Source organism: Amycolatopsis azurea DSM 43854 (assembly GCF_001995215.1).
GTDB lineage: Bacteria > Actinomycetota > Actinomycetes > Mycobacteriales > Pseudonocardiaceae > Amycolatopsis > Amycolatopsis azurea.
Map to the genome: position 1 here is coordinate 98702 of NZ_MUXN01000028.1, position 22136 is coordinate 120837.

Consider the following 22136-nt stretch of genomic DNA (forward strand, 5'->3'; position numbering starts at 1 on the left):
ACGGGAACAACGCCGACTGCCGTGATGTTGGCTCGCTGTGTAGCACTGTGTGTACCGGCCCACCCCAAGACGATGGCACTGGGAGAACCTGATGACCGCCCCGTCCGAGACGACCAAGGTCGACTTCTACTTCGATCCGATCTGCCCCTTCGCCTGGATCAGCTCGCGCTGGATCCTCGAAGTGGAGAAGCACCGCGACCTCGACCTGAGGTTCCGGATCATGAGCCTGTCCGAGCTCAACAGCGGCCGCGAGGACCTGCCTGAGCAGTACAAGGAGCTGTTGGGCCGCGGCTGGGGCCCCGTCCGAGTCGCGACCGCGCTGGCGCAGAAGAACGGCGAGGAGGCCCTGCGCGACTTCTACACGGAGTTCGGCACGCGCCACCACAACCAGGGCGACAAGGACATCCCGAAGGTCATCAAGGAGACCCTGGAGGCCATCGGCGCGCCCGCCGAGCTGGCCGAGGCCGCGGAGTCGACCGAGTACGACGAAGCGCTGAAGAAGAGTCACTACGAAGGTATGAATCCGGTCGGAATGGACGTCGGCACCCCGACGATCCACATCGACGGCGTCGCCTTCTTCGGCCCGGTGCTCAGCTCGATCCCGCGCGGCGAGGACGCCGTCAAGGTCTTCGACGGCGCCCGCGCGCTGGCGAGCTACCCGGACTTCTTCGAGCTGAAGCGCACCCGGAGCGGGGACCTTAACTTCGATTAAGGGGTCTCCAGGGCCGCCTTGGTGACATCGCCGGGATAGGGGGACCTCGCGACGGCTTCGTCCGTCGTGAGGTCTCCTGCCGCGATCTCGGTTTTGAGCGCGATGAGTTCGCGCAGCCCTTCGCGGTGCTTCTCGATGAAGGCGGTGTCGACAGGGTCTCCGTGCCCGGCGACGATGGTCTTCGGCCCCAGCGCGAGGATCGCGCCCATCACCTCGGTCCACTCCACGAGTGAGCTGTCTTCGTTGAACGAGTAGGCGCTGAAGCCCGCTTCGGCGTTCTCGACGGCGTCGCCCGCGAAGATGATCCCCGCGTCCGGCACGTGCACGAAGAGGTCGTGGTCGGTGTGGGCACGGCCGAGGAACCGCAGGACGACGGTGCGGCCGCCGAGGTCGATCTCGGCGGTGTCGGAGACCAGCCGGGTGGGCATGACTATCTCGGTGCGTCCCAAGGCCGCCGCCATCTCCGGGCGGTTCTCGGACTCCATTTTCGCCATCCATTTGAGACGCGCTTGCTCGCCGTACTGGGCTAGTTCGGTTACGCAGCCTTCGTGGGCCCAGACGTCACACGGCAGGAACGCCGTCGTGCCGAAGGCGTGGTCGAAATGCGCGTGGGTGTAGACGACCGACCACGGCAGCGGCGTGATCTCCCGGACCGCGGCGGCCAGTTCGGCGCCCTGGTCGACGTCGCCGCGGACGTCGACGACCAGACAGCGGTCGTCGCCCACGACCAGGCCGACGGTCAGGTCCAGCTCCTCGTACCGGCGGGCGTACACCCCGGCGGCGAGTTCGAGCCAAGTCACAGATCCTCCAGAATTCCGTTGCGCAGCAGCGGAACCGTGCTGCTCGTGTCGAGCTGTGCGGCGAGGGTCACGTCGTTCCCGTGCCCGGCTGCGGCGAGCTCACGCCCTGAAGAACACTCTGTCAGTGCTTCGGCGATGTCGATCGATTTCGCCGCGATGGCGGCGAGACGCGCTTCAGCGGACAGGCGGCCGTAGCCGTTCAGCGCGGCGACGATCGCTCCCGCGCCGAGCTGGTCTTCGACACACGGCCTCAGCGGCCCGAACGTCTTGGCTTCGGTGAGCATGTCGATGCCCCAGCGTTCTCCGGCGGGGATGACGCCGATCGGCGCGCCGTCCGCGAGTTCCGCGGCGCGGGCGGCGACGGCGGTCGCGTTGCGAAGGCAGCCCGCCAGGACTTCGGCACCCGTCGTGGCGGCGGCGTCGCAGAGCGTGGCGCCGTTGGGGGAGGGGAGCGCGAGGAGCGTGCCGGAAGGGATTTCCGTCACAGACGAAGGTCGCAAGGTCCACGCGCCTTCACCCGCGAGGAGGGCGCCTTGTTCTTTCGCGGCTTCCTCGCCGCGGTGATCGCGCCAGCGGACCGGCAGTACCCGCCCGCCGTTGCCGAGGACGAGATCCGTTGTGGTGCAGAAGGAAAGTACGTCGACGACGACGAGAACGGCGCAAGTCCGGCCCAGCGCTTCGACACCCTCGGAACCCCATTCGAGTCTGATGTCCACCCCCACAGCATGCTCGCCCCGGAACGTGATGGCAGACTCCGCGCTGTGCGTGTTTACCTTGGCTCTGACCATGCCGGTTTCGAACTGAAGAACCACCTCGTGGCCCACCTCAAGGAGCAGGGCCACGACGTCGAGGACGTCGGCCCCTTCGTCTACGACGCGGCCGACGACTACCCGGCGTTCTGCATCGAGGCGGCCCGCCGCGTCGTCGCGGACGAGGGCAGCCTCGGCATCGTCGTCGGCGGCTCCGGCAACGGTGAGCAGATCGCGGCCAACAAGGTGAAGGGCGCCCGCGCCGGCCTCGCGTGGAGCGTCGAGACCGCGAAGCTCACCCGCGAGCACAACCACGCCCAGCTGATCGGCGTCGGCGCGCGGATGCACACCACCGAAGAGGCCACGGAGATCGTCGAGGCGTTCCTCGCGACCCCGCCGAGCCCGGACGAGCGCCACGGCCGCCGCGTCCAGCAGATCCTGGACTACGAGAACACCGGCTGGCCGCCGCCGCTTCCCGAGAACTGACATGCCCGAGGGGCATACGCTCCATCGCCTGGCACGTCTGCACAAACGCCGTTTCGCCGGTCACCCGGTCGAGGTGAGCAGTCCGCAAGGACGGTTCGCCGCCGAAGCGTCCCGTTTGGACGGCCGGGTGCTGGTGAAGGCCGAGGCGTACGGGAAGCACCTGTTCCACGACTACGGTCCACACGGGACGGTGCACGTCCACCTCGGCCTTTACGGCACGTTCTCCGACGTGCCGCTGCCGGTGGGCGAACCGGTCGGGCAGGTGCGGATGCGGCTGGTCGGCCCGACGCATTCCGCCGACCTGCGCGGCCCGAACCAGTGCGAGCTGCTCGACGCGCCCCAGGTCGACGCGATCAAGGCCCGGCTGGGTCCGGATCCGTTGCGTCGGGACGCGAAACCGGACAAGGCGTGGGACCGCATCTCCCGGTCGAAGACGTCGATCGCGGCGCTGCTGATGGACCAGTCGGTGCTCGCGGGCGTCGGCAACGTGTACCGCGCCGAGGTGCTGTTCCGGCACGGTGTCGCCCCGCTCGTCCCCGGCCGCGCGCTCGATCGCGGGCTGTGGGACGACATGTGGGCGGATCTCGTGACGCTCATGCGGCACGGTGTCCGGGTGGGGCGGATCGACACCGTCGCGCCGGAACACCTGCCTGAGGCGACCGGCCGTGCGCCGCGGCAGGACCGGCACGGGGGCGAGGTCTACGTCTACCGCCGCGAAGGGATGCCCTGTCTCGTTTGCGGGACTCCGGTGCTGCGAAGCGATCTGGCGGCGCGGAACCTTTTCTGGTGCCCGACCTGCCAACCCGCCTGACTCGCTTTTCCTGTGCCTGGGCAGGTGTCCGCTTAAGTCCGTGAAGGCCTCCTTGAGGGACCCAGGGTCCCTCAAGGAGGCCTTCACGGACTTGCTGCTTGAGAGGCGGAGCCGGGGCTAGAAGTCGAAGCCGCCGCCATCGAAGCCGCCACCGTCAAAACCGCCGCCGTCGAACCCACCGGCGTCCCCGCCCATGTCACCTCCGGCGTCGCCGCCCATGTCCGCGGCCGCGTCCTCCTGGCCCGCGTCGTAACCCGACTCCCAGGCCGACGCGCTGGCGACACCGGCCATGCCGGAGAACATCGCGCTGAACAGCAGCATCGAACCGAGACCCCAGGCGCCGGCGACGAGCGCGGGCTTCCACCACGGCTCGCTGTACCAGCCCTGCGGAACCGGACGGCCCGCCACGCGACCGCCGGGGTAGTAGTGCGGCGTCCGCTGGCTCGGGTCCGGCGAGGCCTCGTAGTGCTCGCCTTCGACGTCGACCGAGCGGTGCTCGGTGACCTTGCCCGCCCTGTCGCGCTCTTCGCTGCCGGGCAGTTCCGGACCGGGGTCCATGCCCATCGCGAGCCTGGCGGCGCGGACGTAGTAGAGGCCTTCGATGGCGGTCTCGCGCACGAGGCGCGCCTGCTCGATGGTCTGCGCCTGCTCCATCTGGGAGCCGGCCGCGGTGAAGCGCTCGGACGCGTCCGCCATCGCCTGCTGGGAGGCGGTGTCCGTGCCGGTGAGGTTCATGACCTGACCGCCGAGCCGCTCGACGAGGCGCCGTGCGTCGGCCTTCGCGTCGTCCAGTTGGCGCTTCTTGGCCGCCGCCTGGGATTTCGCGAAGTAGATGCCGCCGCCGACCACGACGACGAGGAGCACGATCAGGAAGATCGCGGTACCCATGGGTTCACTCCAGGAATCGTTCGGCCTTTTGATCCGGACAACGCGGTCGGCCCGTCGAGGGTTCCCGCCGGTGCTCCTGGTCACCACTGGCGAGTGAAACTAGAACAAGTTATAGTTCGCGCCATGAAGTTCACCCTGTCGATCGCGATGAATCCGCTCGATCAGCTGGGCGAGCTCGCCCGGGCCGCCGAAGAGGCGGGTTTCTCCTCGATCGCGCTCCCGGATTCCCTGTTCTATTCCGAAACGGTCTCGGCCGACTACCCGTACACGCCCGACGGCAGCCGGTTCTGGACCGAGGAGACGCCCTGGGCCGATCCGTTGGTCGCGGCCGCCTCGATGGGCGCGGTGACCGAACGGCTGACCTTCTACACCTCCGTGCTCAAACTCGGCTCCCGCAATCCGGTCCTGCTCGCGCGCCAGGTCAACTCGGTCGCCGCGCTGACCGGCGGCCGGTTCGGTCTCGGGCTCGGCGTCGGCTGGTCGCCGGAGGAGTTCCGCTGGTGCGGCGCGCCGTACGAGAAGCGCGGCAAGCGGGTGGACGAGGCCATCGAGGTGCTGCGGCTGATCCTCGACGGCGGGATGGTCGAGTTCCACGGCGAGTTCTTCGACTTCGACAAGCTCCGCATGAGCCCGACACCGCCGTCGAAGGTGCCGTTCTACATCGGCGGCCACACCGACGTCGCGCTGCGCCGGGCCGCCCGCGTCGCCGACGGCTGGTCCTCGGCGATGATGAAGTTCGACGACCTCCGCGACACGATCGCCAAGTTGCGCGGGCTGCTGGCCGATCAGGGCCGCGCCGAAGACCCGTTCGAGTACCAGGCCGTCTGCATCGACAAGTTCGGTCTGGACGGTTACCGCGAGCAGGGCGACATCGGCGTCACCGACATCATCACCATGCCGTGGGTGTTCGACGGCCTGGGTTTCGACGCCGAGGTCGGCCCGAAGCTGGATTCCATCAAGAAGTTCGGCGACGAGATCATCGCGAAGATCGGAGACTGAGCATGGGTGTCGACGTCTGCTGGGATCCGGCCGCCGAGCAGCCGCCCGCGCGGCAGGCCGCGTTCCGCTCGATGACCGCCGTCACCGCCGGGGACAAGACCGCGTGGCTCGCGCTCTTCGCCCCGGACGCCGTCGTCGAAGACCCGATCGGCCCGTCGATGTTCGACGAAGAGGGCAAGGGGCACCACGGCCAGGACGGCATCAGTGCCTTCTGGGACAAGACGATCGCGAACGTCGAGCGTTTCCAGTTCACCATCCGCGATTCCCACGCGGCCGGGGACGAGGTCGCGAACGTCGGGACGATCACGACGTACCTGCCCGGTGGCTATCGCGTCGACACCGATGGCGTTTTCGTCTACCGAGTGCGCGAGGACGGCCTGATCGCGTCGATGCGGGCGTTCTGGGAAACCGAACGCGCCATGGCCACCGCCCGCAAAGCCGAGGACTAGCCGAGCCGTTCCGCGCGCCGGGTCAGGTACTGCTTCTCGGGTTCGCTCGCGGTCTTCCGGGCCGCCCGCAGGTACGCCTCGCGTGCGGCGGCGGCGTCCCCGGCCAGCTCCAGCAGGTGCCCGCGCACCGAATCGAGCCGGTGGGTCTGGCTCATCCGGGTGTCGTCGTCGAGCGTGGCGAGCAGTTCGAGGCCCGCTTCCGGCCCGTTGACCTCGGCGACCGCGACGGCGCGGTTGAGCGTGACGACGGGGCCGGGCGAGACCTTCTCCAGGACGTCGTAGAGCGCGAGGATCTGCGACCAGTCGGTGTCGGCCGCGGTGGCCGCGTCGTCGTGGACGGCGGCGATCGCGGCCTGCACCTGGTACGGCCCGACCGGGCCCGCCGCCAGGGCTCCGCTCACCAGCGAGACCCCTTCGGCGATCGTTTCCGCGTTCCAGCGCGAACGATCCTGTTCGGCGAGGGGGACGAGTGAGCCGTCCTCACCGGCGCGGGCGGCGCGGCGGGCGTCGGTCAGCAGCATGAGCGCCAGCAGGCCGGTGACCTCGTCCTCGTCCGGCATGAGCCGCCGCAGCAGCCGGGTCAGCCGGATCGCCTCGGCGGTCAGGTCGGCGCGGTGCAGGTCGGGGCCGCCGCTGGTCGTGTAGCCCTCGTTGAAGATCAGGTACAGCACCTGGAGGACGACGCGCAGCCGTTCGGCGAGCTCAGCGGACGGCGGCAGGACAAACTCGGCGCCCGCCTTCTTGATGGTCTGTTTCGCCCGGCTGATCCGCTGGGCGAGCGTCGATTCCGGGACCAGGAACGCGGTCGCGATCTCGCCCGTGGTCAGGCCGCCGACCGCGCGCAGCGTGAGCGCGAGTTGCGAGGGCGCGGACAGGGAAGGGTGGCAGCACAGGAAAAGGACCGTGAGGGTGTCGTCCGAATCGGACACGGTGGACGGTTCACCCGGGTCCATCAGCGCGTCGTTCTCCTCGCGCCGCCGTCGCGCGCTCTCGCTGCGCCACTCGTCCACCAGCCGCCGAGACGCGACGGTCGCGAGCCAGGACTTCGGGCTGTCCGGGATGCCCTGCTCCGGCCATTGCTGCGCGGCCGCGAGCAGGGCTTCCTGGACGGCGTCCTCGCAGGCGTCGAACTGCCCGTGCTTGCGCACCAGCAACCCGATCACCTGCGGGGCCAGCTCCCTGAGGAGCGCTTCCACCTGACGATCGTCCTTCACGACGCCAGTCTTACCCCATTCAGGGCGTCAGGCGACGGGGGAGTAGTGCGAAGCGTCGCCTTCGAGGGATTCGCTCGGCACCCCGTCGATGTCCACCGGGACGTCGCCCGCCACGGTGACCCGGTTCAGGCGGCGGGGCAGGTCGTCGTAGTTGTCGACGGCGTAGTGCTGGGTGATGCGGTTGTCGAACAGCACCAGCTGGTTCGGCTCCCAGCTCACCCGGACGACGTTCTCCGGCCGCGTCACGTAGGACTGGAGCAGCCGCAGGATGTCCCGCGACTCGCCCTTGGACAGCCCGATGATCCGCTGCGCGAACCCGCCGATGTACAGCCCGCGCTCGCCGGTCACCGGATGCACCCGCACCACCGGGTGGACCGTCCGGAACTTCTGCGAGACGAACACCTTGCGGCGCTCCTGCTCCGCTTCGTCGAGGGTCTCCGGCGCCTTCGCGTAGTCGTAGTCGTTGGTGTGCTCGGCGCGCAGCGTGTCCGCGAACGCCCGGAGCGGCTTCGGCAGGTCACGGTAGGCGGCGGCCGAGTTGGCGATCAGCGTCTCGCCGCCGTAGGGCGGCACGACCAGGCTGCGCAGCGTGCTGGCCTTCGGCGGGTTGTGCACGAAGGTGACGTCGGTGTGCCACTGGTTCGCGCGGCCCTGCTCGCTGTCGACCGGCAGGATGGCGGGTTCACCGTCGACCGACGGGACGGTCGGGTGCGCCTTGGTCAGCTCGCCGAAGTGCTCCGCGAACCGCTGCTGGCCCGCGTCGTCGAGGTCGACGTCGCGGAAGACGAGCGCCTTGTGTTCGTGCAGCGCGTCGGTCACGAACGCGACGGTCGCGGCGTCGAGCTCCTTGGCCGGGTCGACGCCAAGGACCTGTGCGCCGATCCTGCCGGTGATCTTGCGGACTTCGACCTGGGTGTTGAGGGCGGTCATGCGGCGTGCTCCTTCACTGCGATTCGATGGGCTGGACGGGCGAGGCCGTAGTGGCCGCGCAAGGTCGTGGCGGTGTACTCGGTACGGAACAGACCGCGTCTTTGCAGCTCTGGGACCACGAGGTCGACGAAATCGTCGAGCCCGCCGGGCAACGTGGGCGGCATGACGTTGAAACCGTCCGCGGCGCCCTCGGTGAACCAGTGCTCCAACTGGTCGGCCACTTGCGTGGCGGTGCCGGCGAAGACGCGGTGACCACGGCCGCCCGCGAGCCGCTCGATGAGCTGGCGGATGGTCAGGTTCTCGCGCCTCGCCAGGCCGGTGACCAGCTCGAACCGGCTCTGCGCGCCTTCGGTGTACGTGCCGACGTCGGGCAGCGGACCGTCGAGCGGGTACGGCGTCAGGTCGTGGTCGAGCATGTTCGACAACTGCCGCACGCCGTACGCGGGCGTGATCAGGGCGTTGAGTTCGGCCTCGCGTTCGTTCGCCTCGGCCTCGGTGCGGCCCAGGATCGGGCTGATCCCCGGCAGGATCTTGATCTCCTCCGGCGAACGCCCGTATTTCGCGAGCCGTCCCTTGACGTCGTCGTAGAAGGCCTTGCCCTCGGCGAAGGTCTGCTGCGCGGTGAACACCGCCTCGGCGAACCGGGCCGCGTACTCCTTGCCCGTTTCCGACGAACCGGCTTGGACCAGCAAGGGATGGCCCTGCACCGGACGCGGGATGTTCAACGGGCCGCGAACCTGGAAATGCGGCCCGTTGTGGTCGATCGGGTGGATGCGGTCGGTGTCGGCGTAGACCCCGCTCGCCCTGTCGATCACGGCCGCGTCGTCGGCCCAGCTGTCCCAGAGTTTCCTGGCCACCTCGACGAATTCGGTGGCGCGCTCGTAGCGCAACGCGTGTGCCGGCCGGGCGTCGCGGTTGAAGTTGCGGGCCTCGTCTTCACCCGCCGACGTCACGATGTTCCAGCCCGCGCGGCCGCCGCTGAGATGGTCGAGCGACGCGAACTTCCGCGCCAGGTGGTACGGCTCGTTGTAGGTCGTCGACGCGGTGGCGATCAGGCCGATGCGCTCGGTGGCCCCGGCCAGCGCCGAAAGCAGCGTCAGCGGCTCGAACAGGGTGTGCGAGTTGTAGCGGACGTTGCCCCACAAGGCGACGCCGTCGGCGAGGAACAGCGAGTCCAGCTTGCCGCGCTCCGCCGTGCGGGCGATGTCGACATAGTGCCGCAGCGTCGCTGCGCGGCGCGGATCCGTGCTCGGATGCCGCCAGGCTGCCTCGTGATGACCGTTCGGCATCACGAACGCGTTGAGGTGCAGCTGTTTCTTCGGCGAGTTCATGCCTTCTCCTTGACACGCCAGGTGGAGAACCGCCGCTCCAGCGCGACGAAGCCCGCGTTGATGGCCAGGCCCAGCACCGACACCGTGATGATCGCGGCGTACATCTGCTGGATCTGGAAGTTGACCTGCGAGTTGTTGATCAGATAGCCGAGTCCGGCCTTGGCACCGACCATTTCGGCGGCGATGAGGATGAGGATCGAGTACGCCGCCGCCATCCGGATGCCGGTGAAGATGGTCGGCACCGCCGACGGCAGGATCACCTTGCGGAACAGGTTCGGGCTCGACAGCCCGAGCGAACGCGCGGCCTTGACCAGCAAGGGATCCACGGTGTTCACCCCGGCGATCGTGTTGAGCAGCACCGGCCAGACGCAGGCGTAGACGATCAGCGCGATCTTGGACACCTCGCCGATGCCGAGCAGGAGCGTGAACACCGGCAGCAGCGCCAGCGCGGCGGTGTTGCGGGCGAGTTCCAGCAGCGGGTTCAGGAACTCCGCGAGCGGGCGATACCACGCGATCAGCAGCCCGAGTGGGACCGAGACGCCCACCGCGATCACGAAGCCGGCGGCGGACCGGCCGAGACTCGCCAGCAGGTGATCGGCCAACTGGCCGTTGAGGATCAGTTCCCAGAGCGCGACGAGATCTTCCGACAGCGGCGGCAGGAAGGTCCTCGTGCCCTCGTCGAGCACGAACTGGGGAGCGAGCTCCCAGACGGCGAGGAAGAGCAGGATCGCCGCCGAGCTGCGGAAAGCCTTACCCAGCCGACTCTTATTGCGAGGCTTCTCGGTCACCTGCGGTCCAGTGTGGACGGTCGGTGCTTCGAGGGTGGCGGTCATCAGGCGGCCCTCCGGATCTCGTCGTGCAGGAGTTCCCACAGCCGGTGCCGGTGCGCCACGAACGCGGGCGCCGAGCGCAGGTCGTCGTTCGAGCGGTCGCCGAGGTCGATGTCGACGACGTCCTTGAGCCTGCCCGGCCGCGAGGTGAGCACCGCGACCTTCTGGCCCAGGTAGACGGCTTCTTCGATGCTGTGGGTGATGAAGACGATGGTCTTGCCGGTGCGTTTCCAGATCCGCCGCAGTTCCTCCTGGAGGAGTTCGCGGGTCTGGGAGTCCAGCGCCGCGTACGGCTCGTCCATCAGCAGGACGTCGGGGTCGTAGGCGAGGCTCCTCGCGATCGCGACGCGTTGCTTCATGCCACCGGAAAGCTCGTGGGGAAGGTGGTCTTCGAAGCCGGAAAGCCCGACCAGGTCAAGGAATTCCCGGGCTCGGTCGGCGCGCTGCCGCTTGTTCAGCGTGCCGCCTTCGAGCCCGAACTCGACGTTGGCGCGTGCGGTGCGCCAAGGGAACAGCGCGTACTGCTGGAACACCACGCCGCGGTCCAGGCCTGGTCCGGTGACGGGCTTCCCGTCGATCAGGACCTCGCCGGACGTGGGTTTCGCGAGCCCGCCGAGCAGGTCGAGGAGCGTCGACTTGCCGGAACCGCTGGGGCCGACGAGGGAGAGGAACGTGCCGTCCTCGATGTCGAGGGAGACGTCGTCCAGCGCGGTGAGGGCGCCGAAGGTCTTGGTGACCGAACGGAGACTGATCTTGGCGGTCACGCGGCACCGCCTTCACGGAAGGGGTTGAACTCGTTGGTGTAGATCTTCTTCAGGTCGACCTGGTCGTTCTTGATGAACCCGGACTGCTTGAGCCAGTCCGTCCAGAGCGTGTAGTCGTTGTCGGAGATCAGCCCGCCCTTGGTGACGCCGGTGCTCTTCCAGTACTTGAGCGTCTCGGTGTTCTCGTTGCGGCCGCGGTTCTGGATGATCTTGGTGAACCGGGCGATGACCTCCTCGCGCGGCGTGGTGCGCGCCCATTCGATCGCCTTGGCGACCCCGGTGACGAAGGTTTTCGTGGTCTCCGGGTACTTCTTGATGAACTCGGTCCGCAACACGTACGGCCCGCCGTTGTAGGGGCCGAACGCGTCGACGTCCTTCACGATCGGCCGCACCCCGCCGACGGAGAGGGCGCGGTCCTGGAGGACGCCGTTGAGCGCGGCGACGTCGATCTGGCCGTTGCGCAGGGCCTGTTCGGTGTTGATCGGCGGGAGGACGACCAGTTGCACCTGGTCGATCTCGGCGTCGGAGAGGCCGTTGCGTTTGAGCCAGGTGTCGAGGGCTGCCTCCAGGTTCGCGCCGACGGTGTTGACGCCGACCTTCTTGCCGATGAGGTCGCGAGGGTTGCGGATCGGGCTGTCTTCCTTGACGTAGAAGCCCAAAAAGGTCTTGTCGTCGGAGCCGTAGTAGTTGACGACGGCCTTGATCGGGGCGCCGGCGTCGACGAGTTTGGCGACCGCGCCGGTGAAGGCGCCGCCGAAGTCGGTCTGGTCGGTGGCGGCGGACTGGATGTCCTGCGGTCCGCTGATCGTGTTGCCGACCCATTTGAGCTTGACCGGGCCGAAGTACCCGAGGTCTTCGGCGAGTTCGGGGAAGGTCACGTTGTTGGCCGAACCCTGGTAGCGGAGTTCGAGTTTCTCCGGTTGCCCGGCCACGCCCGCCGGGCTCGCGGAGGCGCCGCAGCCCGACAGCGCCAATCCGGCGAGGAGCGCGGCGATCAAGGGCACTGGTTTCTTCACGGTGGGCTCTTTCGTTCGGGTTCGCGTCGTTGAAGGAGATTCTTCGCAGGCCCGATGGAGAGCGTCAATTTTGCGATTTAGTGAAGTAACCCCGGCTCAAGAAGCGTTGGCGAGGTACGTGAAAAGCGGATCTTCGTAGAGTGCGTTCAGCATGACCGCCCCGCCTGCTGTCGCCAGCTCTGTCCCCGGAAAGCTCGACGCCACAACGTTTTCGGTCGCGTCCTGGCAGATCCAGGAGCGCTGGGAGACCTCGTCCCGGATCGTGGAAAGGCACCCTTCGACGTCGCGTACACTCTGGTCGAGCACGATGAGAATCTCCGGATTGAGGACGTCGAAGAGCAAAGCGGCGGCCTGTCCGATTATCCGTGCGCGTTCCTGGAAAATGGCGACGGCGCCTTTGTTTCCCGATGTCGCCAAATGGAGCACGTCGGTGAAAGTCGGCTCTTCGAGAAGGTGTGCCTCGGCGGCTTTGCGGGCGACCGTGCGCTCGGACACCGTGGCCTCAAGACAGCCGGAACGCCCGCAACGGCACGGTTCTTCGCTGTCATCGACCCGCAGATGCGCGACGGCGCCCGCGGCCGAACGAGGACCGTGATGGACGGTGTCGCCGGTGGCGAAGGCCGCGTCGACGACGTTGCCGGTGAACAACTGGACGACACTGCTGCGCGTTCTCGGTTGCCCCAGCAGACGTTCGGCGTGGATGAGCGCCCGCGAATGCCCGTCGACCCGGACGTCGAGCCCGGTGACCTCGGTGAGCAGATCGCGCAGCGGGACCCCTTGCCAGCCGAGCAATCCGTGCTCCACCACCGTCCCCGACGCCTCGTCGACCCACCCGCCGGTCGCCACCCCCAGCCCGAGCGGCGTCCGCTCCGGCGCGTGCCCGATGAGGAGGTCGTCGAGCAGCTCCGCGATCTGCGCGACCTGCACGGCGGGCTCGGCGCCGTGATGCGGTGCCTCCAGCTGCGCCAGCACTTTCCCGCGCAGGTCCAGCAGGCCGACGGTGAGATGGTCGACCGCGATATGCGCGCCGCACACCACGAACCGCTCGGTGTCGAGGTCCACCGGCACATGCGGCCTGCCGACCGCGCCGGCGACCTCGGGCAGTTCGGTGAGGAAGCCGCGGCGCATCAGCTCCGCCACATGCCCCGTGACCGCGGCGGCACTCAGCCCGGTGCGGCGCGCGATGGTGCTGCGCGCTATCGCCCCTTCGTCCAGCACCACGCGGAGCACCGCGCTGGCACTGGCGCTCCGCCTGCCGGTCACGGTGCCGATATTCGCAAGCGGGTGCCGGAGGGCCTAGGGCTCTCACCATCCGGGACCTGGTCAGGCGGTCAGTTCGCGGTAGAACTTGGCGCTGCGCTCACAGCGGTCTTCGTACCCTCGCGCCCGGTAGAAGGCGTGCGCGCCGGTCCGGCGGCGGGAACTGCTGACCTCCATGGCGACACAGCCCCACCGCAGCGCTTCCGCTTCGGCGACGTCGACCAGTTCGCGTCCGACGCCGGTACCGCGCTGGGACTCGTCCACCACCAGGGCCACGATCCGTCCCACGGAGCCCTCCCGTTCGAGGAGCGGGATCGCGACCACCGCGATGACGCCGACCACGCCGTCGCCCGACACGGCGACGAACGCGGCTCCTTCGGGATGACGCTCCCAGCGTTCGAGCCGGCGGCGCACGTCGTCCACCTCGTTGTCCGGGTAGCCCAGCTGGGCGAGCAAGGGGGTCACGGCGGGGGCGTCGGTGGTGAGTGCCTGGCGGATCTCCATGATCGCCATTAAAGCGAAGGATCGGGGTGCGGCGATCGGTCTAGCGAGCCGGCGGGGCGGATGCCTGCTGCTCGTGAGGTGTGACTCGAAGTGAGGGGTGTGCGGAAACAGGGACGTTGAGTGTCCCTATTTCCACACACCCCGCGGTGATCGGACCGGTCACGCGGGACTGTGTGGATTTCGGGTCATCCAACGCACCAAAATCCACACAGTCGAGGTCACCTGTCCGCAGTGCGGACCACAAGGAGTACCGGGCAACCGAGATCGCGCTTCGGGGCGGTCTGGGATGCGCGCGGCAAGTGAAATCCTCGAAGCGGAGGGTCGCTGAGTGCCGCGCCGACTTCGAATCGGCCCGGCCGGCCGACGAACTCGCAGGTCGAAGACCTTGAGTCGGGATGACAGGATTTGAACCTGCGACCCTCCGCTCCCAAAGCGGATGCGCTACCAAGCTGCGCCACATCCCGTGACTCCCCGATCTTGCCGGGGGGTGTGCGCACAGCCTAGCGGGTCACGCTAAGCTGTTTTCGCACCCGGTACTTCGGGGGCACGCGGGTGTAGCTCAATGGTAGAGCCCTAGTCTTCCAAACTAGCTACGCGGGTTCGATTCCCGTCACCCGCTCCACCGCTTCGAATGAGACCCGCAAGCCTTCTGGCCTGCGGGTTCTTTCGTGTCCAGGGTAGTCCCAGGTCCGGTCCGTGAAGGCCTCCTTGAGGGACTCTGGGTCCCTCAAGGAGGCCTTCACGGACTTCAGTCCGCGTTGGCGTCCGAAGCGTCCGAGGGCGTCACTGCCTGCGAGAGACCGGCGGAGGCGGCATCGGCCTCCAGGTGCACGGCGATCAGGTCCAGCAACTTGTCCGTGTCGACCGGCTTCGTCACGTAGTCGTCCGCGCCCGAAGCCAGCGTTCGCGCCTTGTCCTCCGCGGTCGCCTTCGCGGTGACGGCGATCACGGGCAGGTCCTCGTGCGCGGCTTCGGCCCGGATCGCGGTGATCGTGGCGTTGCCGTCCAGTTCGGGCATCATCACGTCCATCAGGACGAGCGCGGTGTCCTCGTGCCGTTCCAGCGCCCGGATGCCCGCGACGCCGGTCTCGGCGTAGATGACCTCCAGGCCGTTGCGCTCCAGAACGGCGGCCAGCGCGAAGACGTTGCGCAGGTCGTCGTCGACGATCAGGATCTTCTCGCCGTGGAACCGCAGCGACGGCGACACGGGGATCACCTGCGGGACGGCCATGATCAGCGGGACGCCGCTCGCCTGCGTGGTCGGGACGATCAGGTTCGACGCGCTCACCGGCAGGTACAGGGTGAACGTGCTGCCCTTGCCGGGATCGCTGCGGACGCGCAGCTCGCCGCCGAGCAGTTCCGTGAGCTGCTGGCTGATCGACAGGCCCAGCCCGGTGCCGCCGTACTTGCGGCTCGTGGTGCCGTCGGCCTGGCGGAACGCGTCGAAGATGATCGCGAGTTTGTCCGGCGCGATGCCGATCCCGGTGTCCTCGACGGCGAACGCGAGGACGCCGGGGGCCTGGCGGAGCGAGTCGGCTTCGACCTCGCCCGGATCGGCCATCCGGATGTGCAGGCGCACGCCGCCCTCGTCGGTGAACTTCGCCGCGTTGGACAGCAGGTTCCGCAGCACCTGCTGCACGCGGTGTTCGTCGGTGTGGATCGACGACGGCACCGGCGGGTCGATCAGGACGGCGAACTCCAGGCCCTTGTCCGAAGTGAGCGGGCGGCAGATCGATTCGACGTACTCGACCAGTTCCGGCAGCGTGACGTCGGACATCTGGAGGTCCAGGTGTCCCGCCTCGACCTTGGCCATGTCGAGGATGTCGTTGATCAGCTGCTGCAGGTCGCTGCCCGCCGAGTAGATCGTCCGCGCGAACTGGATCTGCTTCTCCGACAGGTTCCCGTCCGGGTTCTCCGACAGCAGTTTCGCGAGGATCAGCGCGCTGTTGAGCGGGGTCCGCAGTTCGTGCGACATGTTCGCCATGAACTCGGACTTGTACTGCGACGCCATGGTCAGCTGCCCGGCGCGTTCTTCGAGTTCCTGCCGCGCCTGCTCGATCTCGCTGTTCTTGACCTCGATGTCGCGGTTCTGCTGTGCCAGCAGCGCCGCCTTCTCCGCCAGATCCGTGTTGGATCGGCGCAGTTCCCGTTGCTGCGCCTGCAACTGCTCGGACCGCGCGCGCAGTTCCTGCGCCAGGCGCTGGGATTCGGTCAGCAGCGCCTCGGTGCGCGAGTTCGACTGGATGGTGCTGACGTTGACCGCGATGGTCTCCTTCAGCTGCTCCAGCAGGTCGATGTGGACGGTGCTGAAGGCGTTGATCGTCGCCAGTTCCAGCACGCCGAGCACCTCGCCCTGGAACAGCACCGGCAGCACGATCACGTTCACCGGGGCGGCCGAACCCAGCCCCGACGAGATCAGCGCGTACTCCGGCGGAGCTTCGTGGACCAGTATCGTGCGCCGGTCGACCGCGGCCTGCCCGATGAGCGACTCGCCGGGCGAGAACCGAAGGCCCGCTTGGGATTTCGCCAGCCCGTAGGTGGCGATGCTTTCGAGAACGACCTCTTCCTGCTCGTCCTCGCGGGCGAGGAAGAACGCGCCCTGCTGCGCCGACACGAGCGGGGTCAGCTCGGACAGGATCAGCGACGCCACCGACGCGAGATCGCGGTGACCCTGCATGAGCGCGGACAGCCGGGCGAGGTTGGTCTTGAGCCAGTCCTGCTCCCGGTTCGCGCGGGTGGTCTCCTTCAGGTTCGCGATCATCTGGTTGATGTTGTCCTTGAGTTCGGCCACCTCCCCGGACGCGTCGACGGTGATGTGCCGGGTCAGGTCGCCCGCGGTCACCGCGGTGGCCACCTGCGCGATCGCCCGCACCTGGGTGGTCAGGTTCCCGGCCAGCTGGTTCACGCTCTCGGTCAGCCGCGACCACGTGCCGGCGACACCGGGCACCTCCGCCTGGCCGCCGAGCGTGCCGTCCGTGCCCACCTCGCGCGCGACACGGGTGACTTCGGAGGCGAAGGACGACAGCTGGTCGACCATCGTGTTGATGGTCGTCTTGAGTTCGAGGATCTCGCCGCGCGCGTCGATGTCGATCTTCTTCGACAGATCGCCCTGCGCCACCGCGGTGGTCACCGTCGCGATGCTGCGGACCTGGCCGGTGAGGTTGTCGGCCATGACGTTCACGTTGTCCGTCAACGCCTTCCACGTGCCCGCCACGTTCGGGACGCGGGCCTGGCCGCCGAGGGTGCCCTCGGTGCCGACCTCGCGGGCGACGCGGGTGACCTCGTCGGCGAACGCGCGCAGCGTCTCGACCATGCTGTTGATCGTCTCGGCGAGGATCGCTACCTCGCCCTGCGCGTCGATCGCGATCTTCTTCGACAGGTCGCCGTTCGCCACCGCCGTCGTCACCGTGGCGATGCTGCGGACCTGGTCGGTGAGGTTGGTGGCCATGACGTTGACGTTGTCGGTGAGGTCCTTCCAGGTCCCGGCGACGCCGCGCACCTGTGCCTGCCCGCCGAGTTTGCCTTCGGTGCCGACCTCGCGGGACACCCGGGTGACCTCGTCGGCGAACGCCGACAGCTGGTCGACCATGATGTTGACGGTGTTCTTGAGTTCCAGGATCTCGCCGCGCGCGTCGACGATGATCTTCTGCGTCAGGTCGCCCTTCGCGACGGCGGTGGTGACCTGGGCGATGTTCCGGACCTGGTCGGTCAGGTTGTTCGCCATGAAGTTGACGTTGTCGGTGAGGTCCTTCCACGTCCCGGCCACGCCGGGCACGGCGGCCTGGCCGCCGAGCCGGCCGTCGCTGCCGACCTCGCGGGCGACCCGGGTGACCTCGTCGGCGAACGCGGAAAGCTGATCCACCATGGTGTTCAGCGTGTTCTTCAGTTCGAGGATCTCGCCCTTGGCGTCGACGGCGATCTTCTGCGAAAGGTCGCCCTTCGCCACCGCCGTCGCCACCTGGGCGATGTTCCGCACCTGCGCGGTGAGGTTGTTCGCCATGAAGTTGACCGACCCGGTGAGGTCGCGCCAGGTCCCGGCGACGCCCGGAACCTGAGCCTGGCCGCCGAGCTGACCTTCGGTGCCGACCTCGCGGGCTACCCGGGTGACCTCGTCGGCGAACGAGGACAGCTGGTCGACCATGGTGTTGACGGTCGTCTTCAGTTCGAGGATCTCGCCGCGCGCGTCGACCGTGATCTTCTGCGTCAGGTCGCCCTTGGCCACCGCGGTGGTGACCTGGGCGATGTTGCGGACCTGGTCGGTCAGGTTGTCCGCCATCTGATTCACCGAGTCGGTGAGCCCGCGCCACGTGCCCGCCACACCAGGCACTGTCGCCTGCCCGCCGAGACGGCCTTCGCTGCCGACCTCGCGGGCGACCCGGGTGACTTCATCCGCGAAGGACGAGAGCTGGTCGACCATGGTGTTCAGGGTGTTCTTGAGTTCGAGGATCTCGCCCTTGGCGTCGACGTTGATCTTCTGCGAGAGGTCGCCCTTCGCCACGGCGGTGGCCACCTGGGCGATGTTGCGGACCTGGTCGGTCAGGTTGTCCGCCATCAGGTTCACCGAGTCGGTGAGGTCACGCCACGTGCCCGCCGCGCCGGGGACCTGCGCCTGCCCGCCGAGACGACCTTCGCTGCCGACCTCCCGCGAGACCCGGGTGACTTCGTCGGCGAACGACGAAAGCTGGTCGACCATGATGTTGACGGTGTTCTTCAGTTCCAGGATCTCGCCGCGCGCGTCGACGTTGATCTTCTGGGTCAGATCGCCCCGCGCCACGGCGGTGGTGACCTGGGCGATGTTGCGGACCTGGTCGGTCAGGTTGCTGGCCATCACGTTGACGTTGTCGGTGAGATCACGCCAGGTGCCCGCCACGCCCGGGACCTCGGCCTGTCCGCCGAGCCGTCCTTCGGTGGCGATCTCGCGGGCCACTCTGGTGACTTCGGTCGCGAATCGCGAAAGCTGCTTGATCAGGCCGTTGACCGTCTTCGCGACCTCGGCGAACTGACCTTGCAACGGCCGCCCGCCGACCTCCAGGGGCATCGGCTCGGACAGATCGCCCTCGGCGACCGCCCCGAGGACCCGGTTGAGCTCGGCTGTGGGCCTGCTCACGTCCTCGATCAGCCCGTTGACGACGTCGACCGCGGTGGCCCAGCCGCCGGGGCCGATCTCGGCCGCGACACGTTCGGTGAGCCTGCCCTCCTTGCCGACCGCCTCGCGGACGCGCAGGAGTTCGGTCACCAGCCGCTGGTTGCGTTCGGCGATGTCGTTGAAGGCACCCGCGAGCTGGGCCGCGAGCCCGTCGCCGTGTGCCACGAACCGGCGCCGGAAGTTGCCGTCCCCGAGGTCACGAGCCGCCGAGAGCAGGCGTTCCAGGGTCGCTTCGTCCACCTGGCCGCCACCACCTTCCACGGGGGTCCGATGCCTTTGGGAGTGCTGTGTCATCTGTGTCGACCCTCTCCACCACGCATGCCAAGCCATGGTCGTCGCATCAGCGTGCCATGATTCGACCTACACTTCGAGCCAGTCCGCCCGCTCACGCTGCGCTACCCGCCAGGCAGGAGGAGGTCCGGGAATGGTGTCACGGCCGGCCCCGGCCTCGACGTCGCTCCCCTCGGAGCCGTCGGCAGGGACGAGTGAAAGCGCGCTGCCCGAATCCGGGAGGTTCTGGCGCGAGCTGCTCGAAGACGTCCGTGACGCCGTGCTCGTGCAGGACGTCGGCGGGGCGTTGCGCTGGTCGAATCCCGCCGCCCGCGAGCTGTTCGGCGGCGTCCGCCCGGTGCTGACCGCCGAAGGTCCCGACGTCGGCCACGTCGAGCACACCGGCCGCCGGTTCCCCGCGCGGATCCGGACGCTGCCCGGCGGCTGGCACGCGTGGACGGTGACCTCCGCGGTCGCGGCCGACGGCCCGCGCGTGGACGGCTTCCTCGCCTCTTCAGGTCCCCGGCTGGCTTCCGCGCGAGGACGGCACGGCACGGCGAAGGTGATCGCCGAACTCGCCGCCGCCGAACTCGCGGACTGCGTCTTCGTCCTCCTGCCCACCACCCGCGGCCGGTGGGAGTGGTGGAGCTGCGACCACCGCACCCACCACGGGCACGGCCGGATCCGCCGTGTCCCGGCCCAGCTGGCGCCGGTGCTCGCGGGCACCTTCGCCGCCACAGAGGAACTCGAAGCCAAGACGGTCCCAGACGAAGAGGTCGCGACGCTGCCCGCCGTCGTCGCGGAGCGGCTCGCCGTCCATTCCTCGGTCACCGTGGTCTCGCTGGGCTCCGACGGCGGTGCCGGGGTCACCGGCGCGGTCGTGCTCGGCCGACGTGGCGCGCCCTCGTTCGGCGAAGACCACTCACGCGCGGTGACCGAGTTCGCCCGCGCCGCCGGGACGGCGCTGGCGAACGCACACCGCTACGCCCGCCAGGAAGAGGCCACGCGCGGCCTGGAGACGACGCTGCGCCCGACGCCGCCGCCGGAGGTCCCCGGCGTGAAGTTCGACGTCTGGTACGAGCCGTCGAGCGGGCTGCTCGACGTCGGCGGCGACTTCTACGACGTCCTGCCGAGGGACGAAGGCGGCGCGATGTTCGTCCTCGGCGACGTCTGCGGGAAGGGCGCCGAGGCGGCCGCGCTCACCGGCCGGGTCCGGCAGACCCTCGCCGCGCTCGATCTCGTCGAACACGACAACACGACGTTGCTGAGCCTGCTCAACTCCCTGCTGATCACCGGCGGCAGCGGCCGGTTCGCCACGCTGGTGCTCGGTTCGGTCCTGGCGGGTGAAGACGACCTCGGCGTCACCCTGGCCTCCGGCGGGCATCCCGCGCCGCTGGTGGTGCGCCGCCGTGGCGGGGTCGACGAGATCACCCTGCCCGGCACCCTGGTCGGGATCTCGCCGCAGGCCCGGTTCGCCGAGACGACCGTCCGGCTGGCCGAGGGCGACGTCTGCCTCCTCTACACCGACGGGATCACCGAAGCGCGGCACCACGAGCGGCCGTCGGACCTGTTCGGGGACGAGCGGCTGCGCGAACTGCTGACCGGCTGCCGGGGGCTGTCCGGCCGCGAGGTGGTCGCCCGCGTCCGCTCCGCGGTGCGGGAGTGGCTCGGCAGCGGGACGCACGACGACATCGCCGTCCTCGCCATCGAGGCCTCACGACCCGCTCCTTGACCCGTGGGGGCACGAGGGTTCGGCGGGCCCTGCCGGGGGTAGTCCGGAAAGAGGACGACTCAGGGAGGACCGCAGTGGTGAAAGCGCTGAACGGACGCCGCGTGGCCATCCTCGCCGCGGACGGCGTGGAGCAGGTGGAGCTGGTCGAGCCGCGCAAGGCGGTCACCGACGCCGGGGCGACGGCAGAGGTGGTCTCGCTGGAACCCGGCGAGATCCAGGCCATGAACGGCGACATCGACAAGGCGGACAAGTTCACTGTGGACCGTGTCGTCAAGGACGTCACGGTCGACGACTTCGACGCGCTCGTGCTCCCCGGCGGCACGATGAATCCGGACAATCTGCGCGCGGACGAGAACGCTGTGCGCTTCGTCCGCGATTTCGTGAACAGCGGCAAACCGGTCGGGGTCATCTGTCACGGACCGTGGACGCTGGTCGAGGCCGACGTCGTCCGCGGCCGCACGCTCACGTCGTACCCCAGCGTGCGCACCGACATCCGCAACGCCGGCGGCACCGTCGTCGACCAGGAGGTCGTCAACGACAACGGGTTGATCTCCAGCCGGAATCCCGGTGACCTGCCCGCGTTCTGCGCGGCGATCGTGGCCGAATTCGCCGGATAAACGAGTGGCGCGCGTCACAGTGATGGGGGATCGTGGTGGCAGAGGAGGAGGTGCCGCGATGACCGTGCATGCCAGACGCTACGGCCGGTGGTGCCGCGAGCATTTCGATACCGAGCACGAGCACGACCAGGACCGGAAGCAGCCCGCGGACGCCAAGGCCACTCCGGACGTCACCGACGCCCGGGCCGAGCAGGCCCAGGCCGGTGACGGTCCGGCGGGGACACCGGGTTCGCTCAGCTGAGCGGCCGCCGGTACCAGACCCGTTTCGGGCCGGGCAGGCCGATCCGTGAGACGAGGTCGGTCACGACGCCGCCGATGATCAGCCAGAGCAGCGCGGCCAGGCCGTCGTTGAACAGTGTTCGGAGCTTGGGGCCGTCCGGGGTGAACAGATTGCGCAGTCCGAGCGAGACCCCGCGCGACCACTGGTCGATCAGCTGCGCGAATCCGTTGCCGGGATTGGCCTCGCCGAACACGAGCAGGATGTGCACGATCAGCACCAGCGCGAAGATCCAGCACACCGCGTGGACGAGGGCGTTGACGACGCGCACGACGCGGATCCTCGCCGGCGTTCGTTCGACGATTTCTTCCTGTGGCTCACGCGGATCGTTGAGATAGGTCATCGCCGTCT

The 22136-nt window shown here is 68.6% G+C and carries 21 protein-coding genes and 2 tRNA genes; 9 read left to right on the forward strand and 14 right to left on the reverse strand.

Features of this window, described 5'->3' with window-relative positions; all coding sequences use genetic code 11:
* Positions 1 to 91 precede the first annotated feature (91 nt).
* The gene (locus B0293_RS37755; RefSeq protein WP_005158288.1) at positions 92 to 712 is read left to right on the forward strand and encodes a mycothiol-dependent nitroreductase Rv2466c family protein; all 621 of its coding nucleotides are present in this window, start codon (positions 92 to 94) and stop codon (positions 710 to 712) included.
* On the opposite strand, the gene B0293_RS37760 is transcribed toward B0293_RS37755, so the two are convergent.
* Together B0293_RS37760 and B0293_RS37765 are read right to left on the reverse strand one after the other, a co-directional pair.
* Complete coding sequence (locus tag B0293_RS37760; protein WP_005158291.1) at positions 709 to 1512, reverse strand: MBL fold metallo-hydrolase; 804 nt, start codon at positions 1510 to 1512, stop codon at positions 709 to 711. The two genes, B0293_RS37755 and B0293_RS37760, sit on opposite strands and share 4 nt — an antisense overlap.
* On the reverse strand, positions 1509 to 2234 hold the full coding sequence (locus B0293_RS37765) for a 2-phosphosulfolactate phosphatase (protein WP_005158293.1): 726 nt from the start codon (positions 2232 to 2234) through the stop codon (positions 1509 to 1511). The genes B0293_RS37760 and B0293_RS37765 overlap by 4 nt, the downstream gene beginning before the upstream one ends.
* Positions 2235 to 2273: 39 nt before the next feature.
* Here B0293_RS37765 and B0293_RS37770 point away from each other — a divergent pair, with 39 nt between their 5' ends.
* Both B0293_RS37770 and B0293_RS37775 read left to right on the forward strand, forming a co-directional pair.
* A complete protein-coding gene (locus tag B0293_RS37770) occupies positions 2274 to 2747 on the forward strand; it encodes a ribose-5-phosphate isomerase (protein WP_039918231.1) in 474 nt (157 codons plus the stop codon).
* A 1-nt stretch (position 2748) separates the two neighbouring features.
* Entirely contained in the window at positions 2749 to 3558 is an 810-nt protein-coding gene (locus B0293_RS37775) for an Fpg/Nei family DNA glycosylase (protein WP_005158299.1), read from the forward strand.
* A 117-nt stretch (positions 3559 to 3675) separates the two neighbouring features.
* Here B0293_RS37775 and B0293_RS37780 read toward each other — a convergent pair whose 3' ends face one another.
* A complete protein-coding gene (locus tag B0293_RS37780) occupies positions 3676 to 4446 on the reverse strand; it encodes a hypothetical protein (protein ID WP_005158302.1) in 771 nt (256 codons plus the stop codon).
* Between the two features lie 123 nt (positions 4447 to 4569).
* On the opposite strand from B0293_RS37780, the gene B0293_RS37785 reads away from it, so the two are divergent.
* Positions 4570 to 5445 (forward strand): TIGR03619 family F420-dependent LLM class oxidoreductase, encoded by an 876-nt coding sequence (locus B0293_RS37785; protein WP_005158304.1) that lies wholly within the window; start codon positions 4570 to 4572, stop codon positions 5443 to 5445.
* A gap of 2 nt (positions 5446 to 5447) precedes the next feature.
* Entirely contained in the window at positions 5448 to 5894 is a 447-nt protein-coding gene (locus B0293_RS37790; protein ID WP_005158315.1) for a nuclear transport factor 2 family protein, read from the forward strand.
* On the opposite strand, the gene B0293_RS37795 is transcribed toward B0293_RS37790, so the two are convergent.
* The 9 genes from B0293_RS37795 to B0293_RS37835 form a co-directional block, all read right to left on the reverse strand.
* Positions 5891 to 7108, reverse strand: coding sequence for an RNA polymerase sigma factor (locus B0293_RS37795; RefSeq protein ID WP_005158318.1), 1218 nt, complete (start codon positions 7106 to 7108; stop codon positions 5891 to 5893). The two genes, B0293_RS37790 and B0293_RS37795, sit on opposite strands and share 4 nt — an antisense overlap.
* Positions 7109 to 7135: 27 nt before the next feature.
* Positions 7136 to 8038, reverse strand: coding sequence for a TauD/TfdA dioxygenase family protein (locus B0293_RS37800; RefSeq protein WP_005158319.1), 903 nt, complete (start codon positions 8036 to 8038; stop codon positions 7136 to 7138).
* Positions 8035 to 9369 carry an LLM class flavin-dependent oxidoreductase gene (locus B0293_RS37805; protein ID WP_005158320.1) on the reverse strand — a complete coding sequence of 445 codons (1335 nt, stop codon included), beginning with the start codon at positions 9367 to 9369 and terminating at the stop codon, positions 8035 to 8037. The genes B0293_RS37800 and B0293_RS37805 overlap by 4 nt, the downstream gene beginning before the upstream one ends.
* The gene (locus B0293_RS37810) at positions 9366 to 10202 is read right to left on the reverse strand and encodes an ABC transporter permease (protein ID WP_005158321.1); all 837 of its coding nucleotides are present in this window, start codon (positions 10200 to 10202) and stop codon (positions 9366 to 9368) included. The genes B0293_RS37805 and B0293_RS37810 overlap by 4 nt, the downstream gene beginning before the upstream one ends.
* Positions 10202 to 10963, reverse strand: a complete 762-nt coding sequence (locus B0293_RS37815) for an ABC transporter ATP-binding protein (protein WP_005158322.1) — start codon at positions 10961 to 10963, stop codon at positions 10202 to 10204. Before B0293_RS37815 ends, B0293_RS37810 begins: the two co-directional genes overlap by 1 nt.
* The gene (locus tag B0293_RS37820) at positions 10960 to 11979 is read right to left on the reverse strand and encodes an ABC transporter substrate-binding protein (protein ID WP_005158323.1); all 1020 of its coding nucleotides are present in this window, start codon (positions 11977 to 11979) and stop codon (positions 10960 to 10962) included. The genes B0293_RS37815 and B0293_RS37820 overlap by 4 nt, the downstream gene beginning before the upstream one ends.
* Positions 11980 to 12075: 96 nt before the next feature.
* Positions 12076 to 13242 carry an ROK family transcriptional regulator gene (locus B0293_RS37825; RefSeq protein WP_052014474.1) on the reverse strand — a complete coding sequence of 389 codons (1167 nt, stop codon included), beginning with the start codon at positions 13240 to 13242 and terminating at the stop codon, positions 12076 to 12078.
* Positions 13243 to 13302: 60 nt separating this feature from the next.
* The gene (locus B0293_RS37830; protein WP_039918342.1) at positions 13303 to 13743 is read right to left on the reverse strand and encodes a GNAT family N-acetyltransferase; all 441 of its coding nucleotides are present in this window, start codon (positions 13741 to 13743) and stop codon (positions 13303 to 13305) included.
* A gap of 390 nt (positions 13744 to 14133) precedes the next feature.
* A tRNA-Pro gene (locus tag B0293_RS37835) sits at positions 14134 to 14207 on the reverse strand.
* 84 nt (positions 14208 to 14291) lie between these two features.
* On the opposite strand from B0293_RS37835, the gene B0293_RS37840 reads away from it, so the two are divergent.
* Positions 14292 to 14365: transfer RNA gene (locus B0293_RS37840), tRNA-Gly, on the forward strand.
* A gap of 126 nt (positions 14366 to 14491) precedes the next feature.
* On the opposite strand, the gene B0293_RS37845 is transcribed toward B0293_RS37840, so the two are convergent.
* Positions 14492 to 19129, reverse strand: coding sequence for a HAMP domain-containing protein (locus B0293_RS37845; protein WP_005158328.1), 4638 nt, complete (start codon positions 19127 to 19129; stop codon positions 14492 to 14494).
* Between the two features lie 184 nt (positions 19130 to 19313).
* On the opposite strand from B0293_RS37845, the gene B0293_RS37850 reads away from it, so the two are divergent.
* The 3 genes from B0293_RS37850 (at position 19314) to B0293_RS37860 (ending at position 21749) form a co-directional block, all read left to right on the forward strand.
* Positions 19314 to 20891, forward strand: coding sequence for a SpoIIE family protein phosphatase (locus B0293_RS37850; protein WP_005158338.1), 1578 nt, complete (start codon positions 19314 to 19316; stop codon positions 20889 to 20891).
* 74 nt (positions 20892 to 20965) lie between these two features.
* Positions 20966 to 21508 carry a type 1 glutamine amidotransferase domain-containing protein gene (locus B0293_RS37855; protein WP_005158342.1) on the forward strand — a complete coding sequence of 181 codons (543 nt, stop codon included), beginning with the start codon at positions 20966 to 20968 and terminating at the stop codon, positions 21506 to 21508.
* A gap of 58 nt (positions 21509 to 21566) precedes the next feature.
* On the forward strand, positions 21567 to 21749 hold the full coding sequence (locus tag B0293_RS37860) for a hypothetical protein (protein WP_005158344.1): 183 nt from the start codon (positions 21567 to 21569) through the stop codon (positions 21747 to 21749).
* On the opposite strand, the gene B0293_RS37865 is transcribed toward B0293_RS37860, so the two are convergent.
* Positions 21742 to 22128, reverse strand: coding sequence for a hypothetical protein (locus tag B0293_RS37865; protein ID WP_005158347.1), 387 nt, complete (start codon positions 22126 to 22128; stop codon positions 21742 to 21744). The genes B0293_RS37860 and B0293_RS37865 overlap by 8 nt on opposite strands.
* Between the last annotated feature and the right edge of the window lie 8 nt (positions 22129 to 22136).

Coding starts and splice junctions, on each gene's coding strand:
- B0293_RS37860 (WP_005158344.1), top strand. CDS start 21,567: ATGACCGTGCATGCCAGACGCTACGGCCGGTGGTGCCGCGAGCATTTC.
- B0293_RS37790 (WP_005158315.1), top strand. CDS start 5,448: ATGGGTGTCGACGTCTGCTGGGATCCGGCCGCCGAGCAGCCGCCCGCG.
- B0293_RS37785 (WP_005158304.1), top strand. CDS start 4,570: ATGAAGTTCACCCTGTCGATCGCGATGAATCCGCTCGATCAGCTGGGC.
- B0293_RS37775 (WP_005158299.1), top strand. CDS start 2,749: ATGCCCGAGGGGCATACGCTCCATCGCCTGGCACGTCTGCACAAACGC.
- B0293_RS37800 (WP_005158319.1), bottom strand. CDS start 8,038: ATGACCGCCCTCAACACCCAGGTCGAAGTCCGCAAGATCACCGGCAGG.
- B0293_RS37810 (WP_005158321.1), bottom strand. CDS start 10,202: ATGACCGCCACCCTCGAAGCACCGACCGTCCACACTGGACCGCAGGTG.
- B0293_RS37805 (WP_005158320.1), bottom strand. CDS start 9,369: ATGAACTCGCCGAAGAAACAGCTGCACCTCAACGCGTTCGTGATGCCG.
- B0293_RS37865 (WP_005158347.1), bottom strand. CDS start 22,128: ATGACCTATCTCAACGATCCGCGTGAGCCACAGGAAGAAATCGTCGAA.
- B0293_RS37780 (WP_005158302.1), bottom strand. CDS start 4,446: ATGGGTACCGCGATCTTCCTGATCGTGCTCCTCGTCGTCGTGGTCGGC.
- B0293_RS37830 (WP_039918342.1), bottom strand. CDS start 13,743: ATGGAGATCCGCCAGGCACTCACCACCGACGCCCCCGCCGTGACCCCC.
- B0293_RS37850 (WP_005158338.1), top strand. CDS start 19,314: ATGGTGTCACGGCCGGCCCCGGCCTCGACGTCGCTCCCCTCGGAGCCG.
- B0293_RS37755 (WP_005158288.1), top strand. CDS start 92: ATGACCGCCCCGTCCGAGACGACCAAGGTCGACTTCTACTTCGATCCG.